Source organism: Hansschlegelia beijingensis (genome assembly GCF_045505405.1).
Lineage (GTDB): Bacteria > Pseudomonadota > Alphaproteobacteria > Rhizobiales > Methylopilaceae > Methylopila > Methylopila beijingensis_A.
Genome location: NZ_JBJKEX010000666.1, coordinates 1 through 716 on the forward strand (window position 1 = coordinate 1; position 716 = coordinate 716).

The window sequence follows — 716 nt, forward strand, 5'->3', positions numbered from 1 at the left end:
GCGCCTCGGGGTCGAGGTCGACGCCGCGCGTGAGGTCGGGCGGCCCGGGCCATCCGGCGTCCGCGAAGGTCGCGCCGCCAAACGCGCGCTCGCCCTCGTAGCGCGGGATCACGTGAAAATGCACGTCGGGATCGACCATCATGAGCATCAGGTAGTTGATGCGCTCATACCGCACGAACGCCTTGAGGACGCGCTCGATCTCCGCGACAGCCGCGCCGAGATCCACGAAGGCCTGCGGAGAGAGCTGGGAGAACGCCCCGGCAGGCTCGCGGCATATAAGGACGAGCGAGCCCAGCGCCAGCTGTTTGGGGCGGACCTGAATGGTCCACGCGCCCACCTCCGCGACCACGGAGGCGGGGTGGCCGAACTTCTCCATCGTCTTGTTGGCCATCTGGGGTCCTGTGACGATCGGCGCCGCCGCGCTGGAAAGGCCGGGAGTTTGTCGCTAAACGACACGCCCATAGTGTGGCCTGCGCAGGAACTGCAAGCACAAATGACGGATGCGACACGCCCGGCCTCGGCGCCGACCGCCCTTCTCGTCGGCGCCTCTGAGGTCCGCATCTGGGGAATGAGCGCCGCGGAGCGCCTCAGAAGGCAGCTGAAGCGCGTCGGGGTGACCGACGTGCGGGAGGCCGCGGAGGCCCCCGCCGGCGGCCGCGCGCTGCTGTTCAGGCTCGATCACGCCTACGAGCAGCGCCTGGTCGAGGCGCTGGCGG

At 69.6% G+C, this 716-nt stretch carries 1 protein-coding gene and 1 pseudogene; one reads left to right on the top strand and one right to left on the bottom strand.

What is annotated here, in order from left to right; all coding sequences use genetic code 11:
* Nucleotides 1-391: HIT family protein (locus ACIKT0_RS19500; RefSeq protein ID WP_407106915.1), on the bottom strand; the 391-nt coding region annotated here is incomplete at its 3' end.
* 102 nt (nt 392-493) lie between these two features.
* On the opposite strand from ACIKT0_RS19500, the pseudogene ACIKT0_RS19505 reads away from it, so the two are divergent.
* Nucleotides 494-716 (top strand): annotated as a pseudogene (locus ACIKT0_RS19505) (CDP-alcohol phosphatidyltransferase family protein); the annotation flags it as partial.